Genomic DNA, 20,119 nt, shown 5'->3' with positions numbered 1-20,119 from the left:
GCCGGCATGGCGCGCGGGTCCGTTTGGCGGCGCCAGGCCCGCCGCGCTAGGCTATCCCGCGCCGGACCGATTTCTATCCGGACACGGGACGCTAATCAGGCCCGCGCCCGGGACGCTAACGGCATGACGTCGGCCGCACCCTCCTTCGCACGGCCCTATCCGGCGTTAAAGGAACTATATTACCGGCGGTTCCTTGTCTTTTTCACCGGCAGGCTCTATTTTACGCTCATCCCCGCCGTGCCGGGTGCCCGGGGCCCTTGCCGCGGGCCAGCCGGTTATCGCCACGTTTACTAAGGTCCGGCCAGACACATGCGTTTTCTCCATCCCGTTAAGCACTATTTTACCGCGCGGCCCCGGCTGCTGATCGCCATCGCCGCCGGCGTGATCTGCTACTGGTGCCTGCCCGCGCAGTTTTCCACGCTGCTGCGCCTGATGATAAGCTGGAACGCCCTCGCCTGGCTGTATTTAGTATTCCTGTGGTGGGAGATGATGCGCGCCGGGCCGGAGGATATGCACGCCATCGCCTTGCGCCAGGACGAAAGCGCCAGCACGGTGCTGGCGTTGGTGACCTTGACCTGTATGGTCAGCGTACTGGTGATTCTGCTGGAGCTGAGCACGGTGAAACAGCTTTCGGGTTCGGTGAAAGCCTGGCATTTGATCCTGACCGGCGTGACGCTGGTGGTCTCCTGGGCGCTGCTGCCCACGGCGTTTGCCATGCACTATGCCCATCTATTCTACCGCGATCGGGATGTTGCTGAAGTGCCGTTGCTGTTTCCCAAAGACCCGGAAAAACCGCTGTACTGGGATTTTCTCTATTTCTCGTTCACCATCGCCGTCGCCTCGCAGACCGCGGATATCGCCACCGGCACCACCGAGGCGCGCAAGGCGGCGCTGCTGCAATCGGTCATCTCTTTTATCTTCAACCTCGCCATCCTCGGCCTGTCGATAAACGTCGGCGCCGGCCTGCTGGGATAGCCTTGCGTCCATCGCCTGGCGCCTGCGGCGCCGCCCCGGCATCGTAGCGCGGTAGCTTCCGCGGCCGGGGATCTTGATTCCGTCATCTCATTGTCTTAAAACTGTCAAGCATGGCCCTTAGCATAGGGGCCACTTGCTGAAGCTGTGCAGAAGTCTATTTATGTTAAAACGCCTGTTTCCCTATTTGCTGCTCGCGCCCACCCTGATATTTTTAGCCGGCTTCACCTATTTTCCCCTGTTGCGCTCGCTGGTGGATAGCCTGTATGACTCGCGGCTTGCCACCGATAACCCGCCCTTTGTCGGCCTGGATAATTTTGTCCGCCTGTTCCAGGACCGGGTATTCTGGCTCTCGGTCGGCAATAATCTGCTCTATATCCTGGTGACGGTGGTGCCCGGCGTGATCCTGGCGCTGTCGCTGGCGGTCTGGCTGGCGCGCAATACCCGGTTCAACCGGCTGCTGCGCGCGGCGTTTTTTTTCCCCACCATTATCCCGCTGGTCAGCGCCGCTACGCTTTGGACCTTTATCTTTATTCCCAACCTGGGCCTGCTGGACTATTACCTGGCTAAGGTCGCCGGCCCCATGGGCATTAATTACCTGGGCATGGGCAATAGCGCGCTGTTTGCCCTGGCGCTGGTCGGCATCTGGAAATTTGCCGGCTATTATATGCTGTTTTTCCTGGCCGCTCTGCAAGGCCTGCCCGCGTCGCCGCGCGAGGCGGCGCTGATGGAAGGGGCGTCGGAACGCCAGATATTCTGGTACATCCAGCTGCCGCTGCTCAGGCCGACGCTTAACTTTGTCATCATTATCGCCCTGGTGTATTCCATTACCCAAATCGATCATGTGGCCATCATGACCCAGGGCGGACCCAATCACGCCAGCTCGGTGCTGTTGTATTACATCCAGGATCTGGCCAACAACAGCCATGATTTCGGCAAAGCCTCGGCCGCTACCTTTTTTACCGTGGTGGCGCTGTTTGTGATTTCCATCCTGAATCTGCGCACCCTGGAAAAAGGGGTGCACTATGAGCGCTAACCCGTCGTTTCCGCTGCGAACCTTATCCCTGCTGCTGGCGTGCGCCGCTTTCCTGTGGCTGTCGCCCCTGCTGTGGATGTTTTCCGCCGCCATCAGCCCGGACAGTTTTTCATCCGCGATGGCCTCGTTGGTGCCGCGCCGGCCGCTGACGCTGGCCACGCTTGCCGGGGCCTGGGACAGCGCCGACTGGCTGCGGCTGTATGCCAATACGCTGATTTTCGCGCTGGGGACCTTCCTGGTACAGCTGGTCACCATCACCACCGCCGGATATGTGTTCGCCTACCATGAATTCCGCGGTAAAACCCTGCTGTTTTACCTGCTGTTGATCCAACTGATGATCATGCCGGTGATGCTGATGGTGCCCAATATGATGACCCTGCACCAGCTTGGCCTGCTCAACACCCTGACCGGCGCCATGATGCCGTACTTCGCGTCGGCCTTCGGCGTCTTCCTGATGCGCCAGGCCTTTCTGAATATTCCGCGCGAACTGGAGGATGCGGCCCTGATGGAAGGCAGCCGCTGGTGGCAGGTGGTGCTGTATGTGCTGCTGCCCATGACCCGTCCCGCGCTGATGGCGTTTGCCGCCGTGACCATTACCTATCATTGGAACGAATTTCTCTGGCCGCTGATGGTGCTTAACGATCCCGATAAGCAGGTGCTTACCGTGGGGCTGGCGTCTTTTGCCATGGGGGCGGAATCCGGCGGGCAGTGGGGCATGATCAGCGCCGGTTCGCTGATGGTCTGCCTGCCGCTGATGGTGGCGTTTATCTTATGCCAAAAGCACTTTCTCAGTGGTTTTGGTTTTTCCGGTATTAAATAAGGGGATAGCGATGTATCTCGCCCAATTGTCCGACATGCATTTCCGCAGCCGGGGCGCCCGGCTGTATGATTTTATCGATGTTAACGCCATGAACGCGGAAATCATCAACCGGGTCAACGCCCTCGCGGAACGTCCCGACGCGGTCATCATTACCGGCGATATGGTCAACTGCGGCGAACCCGCTGAATATCGCCTGGCGCGCCATATCCTCGGCCAGCTTGACTATCCGCTGTATCTGATCCCCGGCAACCATGACAATAAGGCCCTGTTTCTGGATGCCTTCAGCGGACTGTGCCCGCGGCTGGGCCACGATCCGGACAATATGGCCTATGAAGTCGATGAGTTCCCGGTGCGTCTGCTGTTTATCGATACATCGGTGGCCGGGGCATCCTGGGGGCACCTGAGCGATTTTACCCTCGACTGGCTGGAAAAGAGGCTTTCCCGCGACGATAAGGAAAGCTATGTGTTTATGCACCACCCGCCGGTGGCGTTCGGCTCGGCGCAGATGGATCCCATCGCCTGCCGCAACGGCGAGGCGCTGCTGGCGCTGATAGAACGGTTTCCGCAGCTGACCCGGGTATTCTGCGGCCATGTCCACCGGATGATCGCCACCCAATTTCGCCAGGCGCTGATTTGTTCCGCGCCCGCCACCGTGCACCAGGTGCCCTACATGCATACCGACCCGCGTCCGCTTTACAGCCTGGAGCCGGGAGCCATGATGATGCATAACCTGGTGCCGGGCGTCGGCCTGGTGACCAGCTACCATTCCCTGGCCAATTACGCCGGTCCCTGGCTCTACGACTCGCGCATCAGTTGTCCGGGCGAGGGTTTCTGATGTCGGCCATTGTCGTCCAAGGCTTAGGAAAAAAATTTGGCGGGACCGATGTTCTGCGGGATATCGATCTGGAGATCAGGGACGGGGAGTTTCTGGTGCTGGTGGGACCGTCCGGCTGCGGCAAAAGCACGCTGCTGCGCCTGCTGGCCGGGCTGGATAGCGCCACCAGCGGGCAAATTCTGCTCGATGGCGTGGATATCAGCGCCCGTCCGCCCCGGGAGCGTAACTTTTCGCTGATCTTCCAGAATTACGCCCTGTTTCCCCATCTGACCGTCCGGGACAATATTCTGTTCGGCATGAAAATGCGCGGCGAGCCGAAGGCGCAGTTCCCGCAGCGGGTCGAGAAGGTCGCCGGGCTGCTGCAACTGCAGGCGTTGCTGGATCGCAAGCCGGCGCAGCTGTCGGGCGGCCAGCGCCAGCGGGTGGCCATGGCCCGGGCCATCGTGCGCGAGCCGGCGCTGTTCCTGATGGACGAGCCGTTGTCCAATCTTGACGCCAAGCTGCGCGGCGAAGTGCGCGACGGCATCATGGCGCTGCACCATACCCTGAAAACCAGCACCGTCTACGTGACCCACGACCAGATCGAGGCCATGACCATGGCCGACCGGATCGCGGTGCTCAACGACGGGCGACTGCAGCAGACGGGCACGCCCGAGGCGCTCTACCGGCAGCCGGCCAATATGTTCGTGGCCGGCTTTATCGGTACGCCGGCGATGAACATCCTGCGCCTTCCTGTGCATGACCAGCAGGTCTGGCTGATGGGGCAATCGATTGCCCGGCTGCCGGACTATGGTGAAGACGCGGTGTTTTTCGGTATCCGGCCGGAGCATTTGACGGAACACCCGCAGGAACCGGGTGCGGCGCTGCGGGGCCGGGTGCTGCGGCGCGAACTGCACGGCGCGGAATACCTTATCACGCTGGATACCCCGGCGGGGCGGGTGCAGTACCGTCGGGAAAACCGCGGCGCGGTTGCCGCCGTAGGCCAGGACCTGAACCTCTCTTTTTCGTCCCGCGACAGCTATCTGTTCGCGGTGTCGAGCCAACGCAATTTATTACAGGAGCAGTAAATGAAAAGATATGGCTGGCTAGTGATGCTGACCGGCATGGCGTTAAGCCATGGAGCGCTGGCGAAAGACACCATTGATTTTATGTTCCCGGCGCCGGTGGACGGCAAGCTGACCACCGAGATGACCCGCGTCATCAGGGAATACAATCAGTCGCAGGATCAGGTGGAGGTACGCGGTATTTTTACCGGCAACTACGACACCACCAAAATGAAGGCCGAATCGGCGGCCAAGGCCGGTTCGCCGCCGGCGCTGGTGATTATGTCGGCCAATTTTACCGTCGATCTGGCGCTGAAAAATGAAATCCTGCCGATGGACGAATTGTTTAAATTTGCGCCGCAAAAGCAGTCGGCCACCGACTTCCTGCAAAAAAACTTCTTCCCGGCGGTACAACAAAACGCCCAGGTGATGGGCCAGACTTACGCCATTCCCTTCCACAACTCCACGCCGATTCTGTATTACAACAAGGACATGTTTGCCAAGGCTGGCATCAGCCATCCGCCGCGCGACTGGGAGGAACTGGTGGCGGATGCCAAAAAGCTGACCGATAAAAATACCGGGCAGTGGGGCATCATGATCCCTTCCACCAACGATGATTACGGCGGCTGGATGCTCTCGGCGCTGACCCACGCCAACGGCGGTAATTTTAATAATGCCGCCTATCCGGGCGAAGTGTATTACAACAGCGCCAGCACGCGCGGGGCGTTGCAGTTCTGGCAGAACATGGTGTATCGCGATGAGGTGATGCCGGCGGGAGTATTGAATTCCAAACAGATAGGCGCCGCGTTTTTCTCCGGCAAGCTGGGCATGGCGCTGCTCAGCACCGGGGCGCTGGGGTATATGCGGGAAAACAGCCGCGATTTCACCCTGGAGGTCGCGATGCTGCCGGCCAAGGAGCGGCAGGCGGTTATTATCGGCGGTGCCAGCCTGGTCAGTTTCAAAGGTATCAGTGAAGCGCAGAAAGAGGCGGCCTACCGGTTTATGACCTACCTGGTCAGCCCGGAGGTCAACGGCGCCTGGAGCCGTTTTACCGGTTATTTCGCCCCGCGCATGGCGGCCTACGACACGCCGGAAATGAAAGCGTACCTGGCCCAGGACCCGCGCGCGGCGGTGGCGTTGCAGCAGCTGCAATACGCGTATCCCTGGTATGCCACCTATGAGACCGTGGCGGTGCGCCAGGCCATCGAAAACCAGCTGGCATCGCTGGTGACCGACAAATCGCGCAAGGTGGACGACGCGGCGCGCGATGCCCAGCAGGAGGCGGACGGGCTGATGAAACCCTATGTGGATCAAACGGCGCTGAAACTGCCGTAAGCACTTTATATTTCAGCGCGCGCCGCTTACGGCATCCCGTTGCGGCCATGGGCCAGATAGCCCGGACGCTGGCTGAGCCGTTCATAATAAGCGTTGACGGCGGGCAGTTCCGGATGGGTGATGGGGGTGGAGAACCAGCGGTTCACCGACAGGCCGATGGGAATATCCGCCAGCGTAAAGGCGTCTCCCGCCACGTAAGCGCCGGTGGCGGCCAACTGCCGGTCGAGGATGGTCATCGTCCCCGACCAGGCGGCGATCGACCCGGCAATGCGCTGCGCGTCGTTATGCGTGGCGAAGCGTTTTACCAGGGCGGTGAAGGCGTAGCTCCAGGACGGGTTGAGTTCGGCGGCCTGCCAGTCGATCCACTGATCCACCCGCGCCCGGCTTTTCGGCGGCGCCGGATATAACGCCTCGCCCCGGTAGGCCCGGGCCAGATAGCGGATAATGGTATTGGACTCCCACAACACAAAATCCCCGTCCAGGATGACCGGCACCATGGCATTGGGATTTAACGCCAGAAAAGCCGGGTCATGGGGATCTTTAAATCCGCTGCCCCAGTCTTCCCGTTCAAAATCGATACCCAGTTCCACGCAGGTCCATAAGACCTTGCGCACGTTGATGGAAGTTGACTTGCCCAGAATTTTCAGCATAGATGTCCTTCTAGTCGCCACGGTGCCGGTGAGATCGATATGGCATAATGGCATTGTTTTTCGCCAGATTAAATAGCCCGCGCGCTCCATGCCTATCCCGTCGTCCGGCGGGTTGGCGCATTTCCCCGCCGTGCGCGGCGCCTGAACTTGCAGCATAAGAGGGTAATATGACCACGGCATTACTGATTATTGATATGCAAAACCATATTCTCCACGGGCTGGCCGATGCGGCTCGCCAGCCGCTGCTCGATCGGCGGTTAGGCGAGGTGGCGCAGCGGCTGGCGGCATTGCAGCTGCGGGCGCGCGCCGCCGGGGCGCCGGTTATCCTGGTGCAGCACGACGGCGACGGCGATCACCGGCTGGCGCGGGGCGGGGAAGGGTGGCGCATCCGTGCGGACCTGGGGCCTGCGCCCGGGGATATCGTGGTGCATAAGCGCAGCTGCGATTCCTTTTATGCCACCGATCTGGCCGATTGTTTGCAGCGCCTGGGCGTCACGCGCCTGGTGGCGGGGGGATGCATGACGCAGTTTTGCGTCGATACCACCGTACGCCGCGCGGTTTCCCTGGGGTATGACGTGGTCCTGGCCGGCGACGGCCATACCACCGCGGACAGCGGCGCCCTCGGCTTTGCACAGATCATCGCCCATCATAATGCCCTGCTGGACGGATTTAACGCCGGGCCGCATAGCGTCAGCGTACGCCCGGCCGGCGAAATTGAGTTTTAAGGCGGTAGTCGTCCCGCGCCAGGCCTACTGATAACAGGTTACCGTCATGAGGAAAGAATGATGCAGCAGCCCTTGATTATCGTCATGCCGCTTTACCCCGGCGTTACCCAGCTGGATTTCACCGGCCCCCACCAGTTCTTTTCCCGTCTGCCGGATACCCGGGTGATTGCCGCCTCGACGGCCGGCCGGCCGGTAAGCGCCGACGGCCTGGTATTTTCCGGCCTGGCCGATCTGGCGGCTATCGCGCGGTGCGATATCCTCTGCGTGCCGGGCGGCGCCGGCAGTACCGAGATGATAGCGGACCCGGTGTTTATGGCCGATATCCGCCGGCTGGCCGGCGGCGCCCGCTATATCACCTCGGTGTGTACCGGGTCGCTGATCCTGGGCGCTGCGGGGCTGCTGGTGGGTAAACGCGCCGCCTGCCACTGGGCCTGGCGTGATCTGTTAACGCTGTTCGGCGCCATACCCGACGCGGGCCGCGTGGTGCAGGACGGTAATATCATCACCGGCGGCGGCGTAACCGCGGGCATGGATTTTGCGCTGGCGGTGATTAACCAGGTCTTCGACCAGGCGACCGCCGAGGCTATCCAGCTGGGACTGGAATACGCGCCGGCGCCGCCGTTTAACGCCGGCCGGCCGGAAACCGCCCCCGGATCGGTGCGGGAACCGGTGGCGGCGCGTATCGCCGCCACTGTGGCGACGCGTCAACCCGTGGTTGCAGCAGCGGCCCGCGCCATGTTCGCCGCCCGGGACGGAAAATAACCGCCCGCAGGCGGCCATGCCGCGCGGCGGACAGGTCCGATCCGCCGTGCCGGCACGCAAGACGGCATCAAGGATGGTGAAAGGGTATGGCGAGCATAAGCCGTGCCCGCAGCCGCCGCGTGCCGCGGATAAACAGATCGGTGTCATTCATGGCTCGCGCCAGCGTTAACGCGCCCTGGATACCGGCGACGGTGTCCTCGGCCAGTTCGCCCGCCGCCGGAACTGCGACGCCGGCCCGTTGCAACGCCTGTTGCAGCGCGCTGATCCAGTGGTGGAAATACACGCCGATAGCATGGCCAAATCGATCGCGCGTGCCGTCCAGGGCAAAGGCCCCCATCAGGCAGATGCGCTGTCCGGACAGGAAATACGCATCCACCGCCCGCCACATGCCGTCAAGCGCGTCCGGCGCGTTATCCCGCGCCAGCGGCTGGAAAATGTGGCGGTGAAACCACGCCTCGACCTGGGTGAGCACCGCCGCCGCCATGGCGTCTTTGCCGCCGGGAAAAAAGTGGTACAGGCTGCCTTTGCCCAGGCCGGTGCGTTCGGTGATACGGCTCAGGGACGCGCCCTCGAAGCCGCATTCACGGAAAACGTCGGCTATTTGCGCTATCAGCGCCGCGCTATCCGCGTTGTGGTCGGTCATCTAGAGGCCAAAGTCGGACAGACCGGGGTGATCGTCCGGGCGCCGTCCCAGCGGCCAGTGAAACTTGCGGTCGCCGTCGGCGATGGGCAGATCGTTGATACAGGCAAAACGGCGGGCCATTAACCCCGCGGCATCGAACTCCCAGTTTTCGTTGCCATAGGAGCGAAACCAGTTGCCGCTGTCGTCATGCCATTCATAGGCAAAACGCACCGCAATGCGCGCGCCGGTAAACGCCCACAGTTCCTTGATCAGCCGATAATCCAGTTCCTTAGCCCATTTCCGGGTCAGGAACGCCACTACCTCGTCGCGGCCGGTGACGATTTCCGCGCGATTACGCCATTGCGTATCAAGGGTATACACCTGCGATACGCGCTGCGGGTCGCGGCTATTCCAGCCGTCCTCCGCCATACGGACTTTAGCGGCGGAGGTGTCAGGGGTAAAGGGAGGGACCAGGTTTGCCATGATGGATGCCTTGTCAGGAGAACGGGAATCCTGACTGTACCAATCGGTACAGCGCCGGGCAAGCTATTTTTGTGCCGCGGCAGGGAGCGGTCAGCGCTACTACCCCGCCCGGGGACGGCCGGCGGAGACGGTCAGTTTACCTGCCATTCCGGCGGCGTATGGGAAACCACATACGTGGCGATATCTTTCAGGTTATCCCAGGCTTCGCGCCAGGACACCATTTCAACCGACAGCGTGATACCCAGCAGTCCGGTGACAAACCAGCAGGCCATGCTGATGCCGACGCCGCTGAAAATAAACGCCAGCGCATTGTGGCTGCTTTTACGGCAAAAGACATTTAACGTGCTGGCGAAAAACATCATCACCGCGCTGAGCAATTCCCAGCGCATCATCACGAAGCCTGCGGCAAGAGTACCCATGACAACCAACCCCCCATTTGTAAGATGGTGTAATTTTCTCCTGTTTGGTTGCATTGCGCTACAAAAATATGTGATCCAAGACACATTTTTAGACCGATTTGTGCTTGCGCCTAAGATTGTGGCGATTTATTAGTCAATTGCACCGGCGCGTTTCCCGACTCCGCCGGACCAAAAACCGGGTAGTCGGGCAGCGTCATATTCTGATACGGCTCCCAGCCGCCGCCGAGCGCTTTATATAACGCCACCAGATCTGTGCCGGTCTGCACCCGCGCGCTGGCCGCCTGCTGCCGGGCCTGCGCCAGCTGCCGCTGGGCGTCCAGCACGTTGATAAAAGTGCTGATGCCCTGGCGATAGCTGGCGCTGGCGAGATCGAAGGCATTCTGCAACGAGGCGGCAGTTTGCTCCAGCCCCTCGACCCGCTGCCGATCGGTGCGGTAGCTGACCAGGGCATTTTCCACATCCTGCAGGGCGGTCAACACTGCCTGGCGATAGGCAAGCGCTTCATTGGCCTGCTGTACGCGCGACAGTTTCACGCTGGCCACCAGCCGGCCGCCCTGGAATATCGGCAGGGAAACCTGGGGACCAAAGCTGTAAAAATGGCTGCTCCAGTGGGTGAGGTAGTCCGCATCGGTATTGCGCATCCCGAACTGCCCGGTCAATGACAGATCGGGAAACAACTGCGCCACCGAAACCCCGATATTGGCGGTGGCCGCATGCAGGTTGGCTTCCGCCTGGCGGATATCCGGCCGCCGACGCGCCAGCGTCGATGGCACGCCCACCGGCACCGCCGCGGGAACCGCAGGCAGGGGTTTGACGGGCGCCAGCTCGTGATCCAGGGTGCCGGGAGGCTGGCCCAGCAGCACCGCCAGGCCGTTCATGGCCTGGCGCTGCTGCGCTTCATACTGGGGCAGTTGCGCCCGCAGCGAACCAAGCTGGGCGTTGGCGTTTTCCACGTCATACTGCGGGGCCAGGCCGTGCTGCTGCTGGCTGCGCGTCAGTTCCGCCGATTGCTGGGCCACCGCAATTTGTGTTTCCAGGGTAGCGGCCACGCTCTGCGCGCCGCGCAACTGCAGGTAAGTCCGCGCCACCTCCGCCTCCAGCGAGACCAGCGCGTCGTTGCGTCCCTCGACCGCGGCCTGGGTTTGGGCGTTCGCCGCCTCCACCGAGCGACGTACCCGGCCCCACAGATCAATTTCCCAGCTGGCGTCGAAACTGCCCTGGTAAAGATTGACCGGCTTGAACAGGCTATCCAGCCCTGAGGCAATCTCCGGGCTGGTATTTTCATCGCTGAGGTTGACGCCGGAGGATTCAAGTTCACCCTTCAGGCCCAGCTGCTGCCGGGTAGCCTTGGCGCTGGCGTTTACCGCGGGCAAACCGGCCGCCCCCGCCTGCACGCTTTGTTCACGCGCGCCGGCGATGCGCAGCACCGCCTGTTGCAGCGAAAGGTTGCCGGCGATGGCGCGCGCGATCAGGCTGTCGAGCTGCGGATCGTTGAAACTGCGCCACCAGGACGGGTCCGGCTGCGACGCCAGCGTGACCGCGGCGCCGGATTTATCGCCGGCCGGCGCAAAGGCGGCGGGGGTGACGGGATGGGGCGGCTGATAGTCCGGTCCTACCGCGCAGGCGGCCAGGACGAACGGCGCCACGCCGAGACTGAAACGCCCTATCAATGAGCGATGCCGCCGCCGGGCGGCCAGGAAACAAACCGGCATATCAATGTGCTCCCGCATTGCCTTCGCTCTTGACGGGCGAAAGCAACAGACAAAAAGGTATAAGGATAAACGCCACCACCGCGCACAGGGAAAAGACGTCGATATACGCCAGGATCCGTGATTGGGATATCATCTGCTGATACATCTGGCCGGTCGCCAGCTGCATCGGATCGCCTATTTGGTGGGAAAAATCGCGGATTGCCGCCGCGGTGCGGTTCAGCGTCTGTTGAAACTGTTCGTTAAGCGGCGACATATTATGCACCATGGCGGCGCTATGGGCCTGGGATCGCTCGGTGATGGCCGCGGTGGACAGCGAAATGCCCACCGACCCCGCCACGTTGCGGAACATGGTAAACAGCGCCGAGGCGTCTGCATTCAGCCGCGGTGCCAGCGTGACGAAGGCGACGGTGGTCAACGGCACAAACAGGAAACCCAGCCCGATGGACTGCGCGCTGCGCATCATCACCAGGGTATTGAAGTCTACGTTGGGCACCAGATGGCGCGAATAGATAAACGACAGCGCCAGCAGCAGGAAGCCAAAGGCCACCAGCCAGCGGGTTTGCACGATCGGCATCAGCTTTAATACCAGCGGGATCGACAGGACAATCAGAATAGCCCCCGGCGACAGCACCAGCCCGGACAGGGTGGCGGTATAACCCAGTTCCTGTTGCGCCAGTTGCGGCATCACCACCGAGCTGCCGTAGAGGATCATGGCCATGCCGGCCATCAGCAGGCAGGCCACGGCGAAATTACGATCCTTCAGGCAGCGCAAATCCACCACCGGCTTTTTGGCATACAACAGCCAATAGACGGCGCCGACGATGCCGATGACGGTAAGCAGCGCGAACAGCCGGATAAAACCGGAGGTGAACCAGTCGTCGTCCTCGCCGCGGTCCAGCATTACCTGCAGGCAGCCCAGGCCCAATGCAATCAGGCCGATGCCGGTAAAGTCGATGCTGAGTTTTTTACCTTTCACCTTACGCTCCCAGGGGGGATCCTCCAGCAACTGGTAAATGGCCAGCAGGGTCAGCACGCCCACCGGGATATTGATCAGGAACACCCAACGCCAGCTGTAGTTATCGGTGATCCAGCCGCCGAGCGTCGGACCGACCACCGGCGCCACGATGATGGCGATAGACGACAGGCCGAACGCCTTGCCGCGATCTTCCGGCTTGAAATAATCCAGCAGTACCGATTGCTGGATCGGCTGCAGCCCGCCGCCGAAAAATCCCTGCAATACGCGAAACAGGATCATTTGCCACAGCTCGGTGGCGATACCGCACAGAAACGAGCACAGGGTAAACATGGCAATGCACAACAGGAAATACTGTTTACGGCCGAACACCCGGCTGAGGAACGCCGAAATAGGCAATACGATGCCGTTGGCCACCAGATAGGAGGTCAGCACCCAGGTGGATTCATCGTAACTGGACGACAGCGTGCCGGCGACGTGGGGCAGGGCCACGTTGACAATGGTGGTGTCGAGGATTTCCATAAACACCGCCAGCGTCACCACCATCGCCACCAGCCAGGGATTGCTGGCCGGCTGCCAGTTGCGTTCACCGCTCATTCCAGCAATACCTTCGGCGCCACCGACAGGCCCAGGGGCAGGGGGGTATTGGCGTCCAGTCCGCTGTCGATAACGATTTTCACCGGCACGCGCTGAACGATCTTGACGAAGTTGCCGGTGGCGTTTTCCGCCGGGAACGCCGAGAAGCGGGAGCCGGTGCCCTGCTGCACGCTGTCCACATGGCCCTGCAGCTTCATATCGGGAAAGGCGTCGACGGTAATCTCCACCTTATTGCCGGGGCGCATGCGTTCGAGCTGCGACTCTTTGAAGTTCGCCATTACCCAAATGTCGGGCGAGACCACTGAAAACAAGGCGCTGCCCGCCTGCACCAGCATGCCGGGCTGGACATTACGCCGGGTCACATAGCCGTCGAACGGCGCGCGGACATCGGTATAGGAAAGGTTCAGATCGGCGGTTTCCAACTGGGCCTTCGCCTGCCGTACCTGCTGCTGCCGGGCTTCAACCGTGGCCTCGGCCTGGTTGATCTGCAGGGCGACCTGCGCGGCCACCTCCACCTGGGCGCGGGCGCTGGCGGCATCCGCGCGCGCGGCGCGCACCTGGGCGCTGGCGGTATCGATATTTTGCTGGGTGGTGGCGCGGGGATCCACGCCGCGCTGGCGGCGGAATTCCGCTTCGGCATTTTGCAGATTGGCGTCGGCCCGCGCCTGTTGGGCCTGGGCCTGGGCCAGTTGCGCCGGGTACTGCACCCTGGACAGCGCCAATTGCGCCTCGGCCTGGTGAAGCTGCGCCTCGGCCAGCCCCAACTGGGCCAGGGCCTGATCGTGCTGGGCACGATAATCCCGCGCATCGATTTGCAGCAGCAGGTCGCCTTTATGCACCCGCTGGTTATCCCTGACCGCCAGGTTAACCACGTAACCGCCGACTTTCGGCGCCACGGTCACCGCGTCGCTTTCGGTAAACGCATCATCGGTGGTTTCCTGGTTGCGGGTCGTCAGCCAAAAATAGAGGCCGACCACAATCAGGATCAGCACCACCACCCCAAGGATAATCAACGGTTTTTTACCGGGGCGCTTGCGCTGCGTTTCTTGCGCGCCGTCGCCGTCATCCCCGTGTGCCTCGTTGTCGCCGCCGGCGCTATCCCGTCCTGTGTCGTTATTCCTGCGGGTGTTCTGGTCGGCCCGATCCTGACTTTTTGGCGGCAGGTCGCCGCTGTCTTGTGATTGCCGGCCCGCCTGGCCGGCGTTTCCCTGTTGGTCATCGCCTTGGGCGGCGGCGCGCCTGGGCAATGCGTTATTGGATTCGCTATTGTTATTGCTGTCCATAGGCCTCATCAAAATATCGGCAGCGGAGTGCTGCGCCGGTGTTAAACAAGGGGTTAAGGGGGTAGTGAAACGAATTATAGCAAAGGGAAAAAAAGTCGCGGTTTTCCTGTGCTTGCCTTGGGGGCGTCAACAGGTGATTTATAACCTTATAAAAAACAATTAATTATCCTATTTGGTTTAAAAAGAAAGCCCGCGCGCGGGCAAAAAATGGGAAAAGCGTTAAAATTTATGTCAGGGCGTCAGGGTGCCGCTGGCGAAGAGCTATATGCCGGCCATGACGCGCTGCGATTCTCATGTCGCCGCCGTGGCAAAGGCAGGCGTAAACCGGGGTGTTTTAGGATTTTACTCATCCTGAAAATAAACACGATTAAAAAATATCATTTCTACGACGTTTAGAGTCAATAATGCTTTTCTGGTCTGTTTTATATCATAAATTAATTGCATTCAGAGCCTGAACGGCACATATTAATTTCCGGATTTAAGCCAAATAACCCTGCGTCAGTGCGCCATATAAACGCGGGTTGGCGATGGTTTTATTTTTTTCTGGCGGCTGTTTTATCCTGAAACGGCGCTGTGCTTTACTTTTATGGCATTAATAAAAGCGCCCAGTCAATCTTTTAAGCTGATTTAAACAGGGTTTGTTACGCTATTTTTTCTGCCATGCTTCCGGGTAACAAGGATTATTTACGTTAACAGGAAGTTCACCGTCCGGGTATTGACGAACTGCTCCGTCTGTCAATTGTTACCGTGGCAAACCGTTAATGACACCCCCTGCGGGATACCGTTAATCATGACCAAGACCGCCATGCCCGCTATTGCCGCCGCCTTCCCCCTGCGTGATGATGACCCCGCGGGCGCGTTGCTGGCCCTGCCCGGGCGCAGCCGGGTGCGCCGGGTGATTATCCTCACCTATCCCGGCTGCTTTCTCGGCGAAATGGTCAAGCTGCTGGAAATGCTGGCGGGCTTAAACGATTTTGCCGTACGGCACGGCGGACAAAAAATACACTTCGTTACGCAGATCTACTCGGCGGTCGGCGGACGTATATCTTCGCCGGCCAGCCGGTTAATCCACGCGGAAACGCTGACGGTGCGCGGGCCGGTTCCGCTCAGTCCCGATCTGCTGATCATCGCCCACGGTACCCGGGCGGCCGCGGCCGCGCCCAATGAATTGTTATCCCGCTGGCTGCAGGCGGCTTGTCCCGGCGCCGGACAGATCGTCGCGCTTGGATCCGGCGTGCTGCGCCTGGCGGCGGCCGGGCTGCTGGACCATCGCCAGGCGACCACCCATTCCGCGCTGGCGCCGTATCTTGCCGAGCATTATCCGCTGGTCAATGTCAATATGCCGGCGGCGCTGCAAATTGACGGCAATATCCTGACCACCAGCGAACATATCAATTTGCGTGAACTGGCGTTGCTGCTGCTGAAAGGGCCGTTGCCGTTGGCTCGTCCCACCCAGGACGGCGAACGAATGCTGCGACTCGGCGATAATACCCCGGTCACGGCGCAGATATTCACCCGTCATGACACGATAGCCCATCGGGTGACGCTCTGGTGGCTGAAGCATATTGACGAGGATTTAAGCATGGAGCGATCGGCGCGGTTCATGACCATGAGCGAGCGCAGTTTTCGCCGCCATTTCACGCTCGAGGTGGGCTATTCGCCGTATCTTTTTTTGCTGCTGCTCCGGTTGGAATTAGCGCGTCAGGCACTGCTCGACAGCGCTTTGCCCATCGACAAGATCGCCCGGCGCGGCGGATTGCACGATGGCCAGCAACTGGCGCGCATGTTCCGCAAGTTTTTTAACGTCAGCCCGCACCAATACCGCACGCAGCCCGGCACGCTTACGCCCACGCTTGATTACCCCTTGTATGCGGCCCTGTTTGACGGCCGCGCCATTCCCTCCTGGCTGCGGGAATTACAGGAAAACGCCGTTGTTGAGTAACCGCATTGGTTAATACCGGCAAAATCAAAATATAAACTGTAATTCATTCTATATAAGCTAGCGTAAAATAATGGTCAATCCAGCCGCTATTATTCCATTCGGCCATTATCCCGCGCAATGGTTAATATTTTCCGCAGACAAAATGATTATTAATGGTTTTGGCCGTTAAAGCAGGTGTTCCGTCCGGATTTGCGATGGTTAACATTACCGCGCCTTCTTTTTAACGGTTAAAATAACCGCGAGAAATGGCCGGTTTAACGCGCCAAATCCATTCATATCGCCTATCGCTTCTTTCAAGGAAATATCATGTCCAGCCAACGTCTTTTTAAAGTCGGTGCTTTGTCTCTGTTGTGCCTCGGCGCCACCGTGGCGTCTTCCGCTTTCGCGGCCGGTACGGCCACCACCAATATCGCGGTTACCGCCGAGGTGCAGTCAGCCTGTACTATCGCCACTACCGCCATGGCATTCCCGGCCTATACCGGTACCGACGCGGTAGATACCACCGCCACCTTATCGCTGACCTGTTCTAACGCGGCGCCGTATACGGTTGCGCTGGGCGCGGGCACCGGCACCGACGCCACCACCGCGGTGCGCGTCATGACCGGTTCAGTGGCCGGCTCGACGCTGAACTACGGCTTATACCAGAATATCGAACATACCACCAACTGGGGTGAAGCCACCGGCGACGATACCGTCGCGGGCGTCGGCACCGGCGGTGAGCAGAATATTACCGTGTACGGTGAAATCGCCGCCAACCAGCTCACCTCGGCGGTCGGTGACTATACCGATACCGTCGCCGTAACCGTTACCTATTAATACAAGATCAGCCACTATGCCCCGTAACAATCATTTTATCCGGGCGCTTATGCTGGCAAGCCTGTGGGCCATCGTGCCCCAGGTTTCTGCGCAGGCATTGGCTATCGTTCCCATCCGTCAGGATCTGTCGTCCGCGCACCGATCCGCCAGTTTTACCCTGACCAATAATGCCGATACCCCAAGCGTTATCCAGATCCGGGGATACAGCTGGGTGCAAAAGGGTAATAACGACAGCTTCGTCAGCACCAACAAACTGTCGGTAAGCCCGCCGTTCGCCACTATTCCCGCCGGAAAATCACAAACCGTCAGGCTGCTGCTGCGCGAGCCGGCAAGCAAAGGCGAGGAATCCTATCGTATTATTTTTGATCAGATCCCCGATCGCGCCAACGCGAAAGTGCAACTGGCGATACGCTTTACCGTGCCGGTATTTTCCCTGAGCGCGGAGCCGGCGGCGGCGGATGTGCAGTGGCGGATTGAGCGCCAGGGCGACGGCATGATGCTGGTGGCGAATAACCTGGGCCTTAAACACAGTATGCTCTATAACGTGAGCGCCACCACCGTCGGCGGCGAACGCTTGAAGCTGACCGGCCCCGGCATGCCCTATATCCTGGCGGGCAATCAACAGCACTGGCTTATCAGCGATCCCAAACATGTCTTGACCACCGGGACCCGGATACATGTGCAAAACCCCGGTCCCCAGGATAAATCGGATCAATGGGTCAATGTCGGCCCGACGCATTGACAGCCGCCGGGCGGCGTCGCCAGCCAGGCCGCATGCTGGCCCTGGCGCTGCTATGGCCGATACTGGCGTGGGGCGCTGAAACAGCGCCCGCGGCAGATGCCGGCCAAAGCCTGTTGCTCAATGTCGTGGTTAACGGACGCATCCACGATAATATCCAGGAAGTCGCCGGCAAGCCGGGCGCCCTGCTACTGACCCGCGCGCAGATTACCGCCTCCGGGCTGAAACTCACCGGCTCCTATACCGACACCGGCGGCGGCCTGATTGCGCTAAACAGCATCCAGGGCTGGACCTGGCGGCTGGATGAAAACGCCCAGATGCTGTTTTTACAGGTGCCGTCCGGCGACCAGATTGCCCAGCAGTTTTCGTCGGATAGCCTTTCCCCGGACGACAGCGCGCCCCACAGCGATCGGGGCGCGGTGCTGAACTACGACGGGCAGGTGACCGAGTATCATGGCGAAGAGAGCCATAGCCTGCTGGGCGATCTGCGGCTGTTCGGCGATAGCGGCGTGCTGGCCAACAGCGCCATTCAAACCCATAGTCCTTATCTCGATCGCACGGTTCGGCTGGAAAGCACCTACAGCTATTCCGATGTCGCCACCCTGCGTACCTGGAACGCCGGCGATTATATCAGCGGCGGCCTGGACTGGACCCGTCCCGTGCGCATGGGCGGCATGCAGATGACCACCAATTTCGGCCTGCGCCCCGATCTCGTGACGTTCCCCCGTCCGGGCATCAGCGGCGAGGTGGCGGTCCCGTCGTCGGTGGATATCTACGTCAACGGCCTGCATCAGATGACCCGCCAGGTGGATGCCGGGCCGTTTGACATCACCTCGCTGCCGGTAACCACCGGCGGCGGCGACGTCTCCATGGTGGTGAAGGACGCCAACGGCCGGCAGACCACGCAAACCCTGCCTTTTTACGCCAGCAACGCGATGCTGAGACAGGGACTGGAGTCCTTGTCGGTGGAAGCCGGCACGGTGCGGCGTGAGTATGCCAGCCGGTCCGCCGATTATACCGGCGGCGCGGCCTCGGTGAGCTACCGGCGGGGCGTATGGCCGGCGGTGACGCTGGAGACCCATCTGGAAGCCACGCAAAAACTGGTGATGGGCGGCGGCGGCGCCAATTTGCTGATCGGCGATGCGGGGGTATTGTCCGGTTCCCTGGCCGCCAGTCGTTATGGCGAAAAACAGGGGCAGCAGTACGGCATCGGTTTTTCCCATATGATGCACAGCTTCAGCTACGGCTTTAGCGCGCTCAGGGCGAATGCCGGCTTTTATGATATCGCCGCGGCCTATGGCGACAATACCGCCGGCACCACCCTGCGCGCCAGCCTTGGTTTCCCGGTCTATCCCGGCAACGGTTCGTTCGGCCTGGTCTATGCGCGCAAATTAGTTAATTACTACAACAGTTATAATTATGAGTCCCAACGGATAAGCACCTCGACCCTCTCGGCCACGTATTCGGCCCCGCTGCCGGTGTTGGCGGCGTTTGGCTATATCACGCTATTACATGATTTTGATTACGATAAGGGCAATAGCCTGTTTGCCGGCATCTCCATCCCTTTCGGCGCGCGGGCGAATATCAGTACCAGCGTAAGCGTCGGCCAGGGCGACAGCACGCAAACCTTGCAGGCGCAGCAATCAGCGGTACGGCACGGCGATATTGGCTGGAACCTGGCTGAGCAGCACGGCGCGGTGTCGCGGCAAAATGCCGGGCTGGAATATAAAGCCGACTGGGGGCTTATCGGCGCCGACGCCGAGCAGGGCAATGACGGCCACGCGGTCCGGGCTTCCGCCCGCGGCTCCCTGGCGGCCATCGGCGGTCATGTTTTTGCCGCCAATACCATTCAGGACAGCTTCGCGCTGGTGGATACCGACGGCTTACCCGGCATAACCGTCCTGCAGGAAAACCGCCCGGTGGGCAAGACCGACGGCCATGGACTGATGTTTATCGAGGATATCCGCGCCTACGAAAGCAACCGCCTGTCCGTCGACCCCAATGATGTGCCGATGGATGTCGCCCTCACCAATGACGTGCTGATGGTCAGGCCGGGCGATCGCGCCGGCGTGATCGCCCGCTTTCCCATCCGCCGCAGCCGCGGCGCCACCCTGCTGCTGGTGGACACGCAGCGGCATCCCCTGCCGCTCGGCAGCGTGGCGACCCTGGTGGACAGCGGCGCCCAGGCCATGGTCGGCTACGACGGCCAGACGTTTTTCGAGAATCTGGCGGAACACAACCGGCTTAAGGTCGAAACGTCGGGCAGGCCCGATTGTACCCTGAGCTTTGATTATCATCCCCAGGCCAATGTGCTGCCGCAAATCGGCCCCCTGACCTGTAATACGGGAGCCTGAA

At 60.7% G+C, this 20,119-nt stretch carries 19 protein-coding genes; 12 read left to right on the top strand and 7 right to left on the bottom strand.

The genetic code is table 11. The annotated features are described in order from the left end of the window. Positions 1-309 precede the first annotated feature (309 nt). From ACL2XM_RS14465 to ACL2XM_RS14440, 6 genes are all read left to right on the top strand, one after another. Positions 310-975, top strand: a complete 666-nt coding sequence (locus ACL2XM_RS14465; protein WP_413722342.1) for a DUF1345 domain-containing protein — start codon at positions 310-312, stop codon at positions 973-975. Positions 976-1,135: 160 nt separating this feature from the next. Next, the gene (locus ACL2XM_RS14460; protein ID WP_413722343.1) at positions 1,136-2,008 is read left to right on the top strand and encodes a carbohydrate ABC transporter permease; all 873 of its coding nucleotides are present in this window, start codon (positions 1,136-1,138) and stop codon (positions 2,006-2,008) included. Further along, positions 1,998-2,828, top strand: coding sequence for a carbohydrate ABC transporter permease (locus ACL2XM_RS14455; protein ID WP_410015991.1), 831 nt, complete (start codon positions 1,998-2,000; stop codon positions 2,826-2,828). Before ACL2XM_RS14460 ends, ACL2XM_RS14455 begins: the two co-directional genes overlap by 11 nt. A gap of 10 nt (positions 2,829-2,838) precedes the next feature. Next, entirely contained in the window at positions 2,839-3,663 is an 825-nt protein-coding gene (locus ACL2XM_RS14450) for a phosphodiesterase (protein ID WP_413731153.1), read from the top strand. After that, on the top strand, positions 3,663-4,730 hold the full coding sequence (locus ACL2XM_RS14445) for an ABC transporter ATP-binding protein (protein WP_413722345.1): 1,068 nt from the start codon (positions 3,663-3,665) through the stop codon (positions 4,728-4,730). The genes ACL2XM_RS14450 and ACL2XM_RS14445 overlap by 1 nt, the downstream gene beginning before the upstream one ends. After that, entirely contained in the window at positions 4,731-6,041 is a 1,311-nt protein-coding gene (locus tag ACL2XM_RS14440; protein ID WP_413731151.1) for an ABC transporter substrate-binding protein, read from the top strand. Positions 6,042-6,067: 26 nt separating this feature from the next. Here the strand turns inward: ACL2XM_RS14440 and ACL2XM_RS14435 are convergent, their stop codons facing one another. Further along, a complete protein-coding gene (locus ACL2XM_RS14435) occupies positions 6,068-6,691 on the bottom strand; it encodes a glutathione S-transferase family protein (RefSeq protein ID WP_410015987.1) in 624 nt (207 codons plus the stop codon). Between the two features lie 167 nt (positions 6,692-6,858). Between ACL2XM_RS14435 and ACL2XM_RS14430 the strand changes: the two genes are divergently transcribed. Further along, positions 6,859-7,416, top strand: coding sequence for an isochorismatase family protein (locus tag ACL2XM_RS14430; protein WP_413727027.1), 558 nt, complete (start codon positions 6,859-6,861; stop codon positions 7,414-7,416). Positions 7,417-7,476: 60 nt separating this feature from the next. Beyond that, positions 7,477-8,178 carry a DJ-1/PfpI family protein gene (locus ACL2XM_RS14425; protein ID WP_413733226.1) on the top strand — a complete coding sequence of 234 codons (702 nt, stop codon included), beginning with the start codon at positions 7,477-7,479 and terminating at the stop codon, positions 8,176-8,178. Positions 8,179-8,245: 67 nt separating this feature from the next. Here the strand turns inward: ACL2XM_RS14425 and ACL2XM_RS14420 are convergent, their stop codons facing one another. The 6 genes from ACL2XM_RS14420 to ACL2XM_RS14395 form a co-directional block, all read right to left on the bottom strand. Continuing rightward, positions 8,246-8,821: a TetR/AcrR family transcriptional regulator gene (locus ACL2XM_RS14420; protein ID WP_413731150.1), complete on the bottom strand. Its 576-nt coding sequence runs from the start codon at positions 8,819-8,821 to the stop codon at positions 8,246-8,248. Then, positions 8,822-9,283 carry a DUF1348 family protein gene (locus tag ACL2XM_RS14415; RefSeq protein ID WP_413731148.1) on the bottom strand — a complete coding sequence of 154 codons (462 nt, stop codon included), beginning with the start codon at positions 9,281-9,283 and terminating at the stop codon, positions 8,822-8,824. A 131-nt stretch (positions 9,284-9,414) separates the two neighbouring features. Beyond that, entirely contained in the window at positions 9,415-9,702 is a 288-nt protein-coding gene (locus tag ACL2XM_RS14410) for a YjcB family protein (protein ID WP_410015983.1), read from the bottom strand. Positions 9,703-9,812: 110 nt separating this feature from the next. Continuing rightward, positions 9,813-11,414, bottom strand: coding sequence for an efflux transporter outer membrane subunit (locus tag ACL2XM_RS14405; protein WP_413727024.1), 1,602 nt, complete (start codon positions 11,412-11,414; stop codon positions 9,813-9,815). Position 11,415: 1 nt separating this feature from the next. Further along, on the bottom strand, positions 11,416-12,984 hold the full coding sequence (locus tag ACL2XM_RS14400; RefSeq protein WP_410015981.1) for a DHA2 family efflux MFS transporter permease subunit: 1,569 nt from the start codon (positions 12,982-12,984) through the stop codon (positions 11,416-11,418). Further along, positions 12,981-14,267, bottom strand: a complete 1,287-nt coding sequence (locus ACL2XM_RS14395) for an efflux RND transporter periplasmic adaptor subunit (protein WP_413731146.1) — start codon at positions 14,265-14,267, stop codon at positions 12,981-12,983. Before ACL2XM_RS14395 ends, ACL2XM_RS14400 begins: the two co-directional genes overlap by 4 nt. Positions 14,268-15,057: 790 nt before the next feature. Here ACL2XM_RS14395 and ACL2XM_RS14390 point away from each other — a divergent pair. From ACL2XM_RS14390 to ACL2XM_RS14375, 4 genes are all read left to right on the top strand, one after another. Then, on the top strand, positions 15,058-16,209 hold the full coding sequence (locus ACL2XM_RS14390) for a helix-turn-helix domain-containing protein (protein WP_410015979.1): 1,152 nt from the start codon (positions 15,058-15,060) through the stop codon (positions 16,207-16,209). Between the two features lie 306 nt (positions 16,210-16,515). Then, entirely contained in the window at positions 16,516-17,025 is a 510-nt protein-coding gene (locus tag ACL2XM_RS14385; protein WP_410015978.1) for a spore coat U domain-containing protein, read from the top strand. Positions 17,026-17,041: 16 nt separating this feature from the next. After that, positions 17,042-17,767 (top strand): molecular chaperone, encoded by a 726-nt coding sequence (locus tag ACL2XM_RS14380; RefSeq protein WP_410015977.1) that lies wholly within the window; start codon positions 17,042-17,044, stop codon positions 17,765-17,767. Continuing rightward, positions 17,740-20,118, top strand: coding sequence for a fimbria/pilus outer membrane usher protein (locus tag ACL2XM_RS14375; RefSeq protein WP_413731144.1), 2,379 nt, complete (start codon positions 17,740-17,742; stop codon positions 20,116-20,118). The genes ACL2XM_RS14380 and ACL2XM_RS14375 overlap by 28 nt, the downstream gene beginning before the upstream one ends. Position 20,119 lies beyond the last annotated feature (1 nt).

The sequence above is a fragment of the Sodalis sp. RH20 genome (assembly GCF_047324205.1).
GTDB lineage: Bacteria > Pseudomonadota > Gammaproteobacteria > Enterobacterales > Enterobacteriaceae > Acerihabitans.
This window is presented reverse-complemented; position numbering and strand designations above follow the sequence as displayed.